1 protein-coding gene is annotated in these 231 nt (G+C 69.7%); it reads left to right on the forward strand.

Annotated features, from left to right (window positions below; genetic code table 11):
- A partial coding sequence (locus IH13_RS0107490; protein WP_158791082.1) for a HAMP domain-containing protein occupies positions 1-231 on the forward strand: 231 nt, incomplete at both ends.

A 231-nucleotide genomic window follows, 5' to 3' on the forward strand; every position in this document is an offset into this window, starting at 1 on the left:
GGTGACCCGGGTCGCCCGGGAGGTCGGCACCGAGGGCAACCTGGGCGGTCAGGCGGACGTGAAGGGCGTGTCGGGTACGTGGCGCGACCTGACCGACTCCGTCAACTTCATGGCCGGCAACCTCACCGACCAGGTCCGCAACATCGCCCAGGTGACCACCGCGGTGGCCCAGGGCGACCTCTCGCAGAAGATCACGGTCACGGCCCGGGGCGAGATCCTGGAGCTGAAGGA

Source organism: Streptomyces sp. NRRL WC-3549 (assembly GCF_000721935.1).
GTDB lineage: Bacteria > Actinomycetota > Actinomycetes > Streptomycetales > Streptomycetaceae > Streptomyces.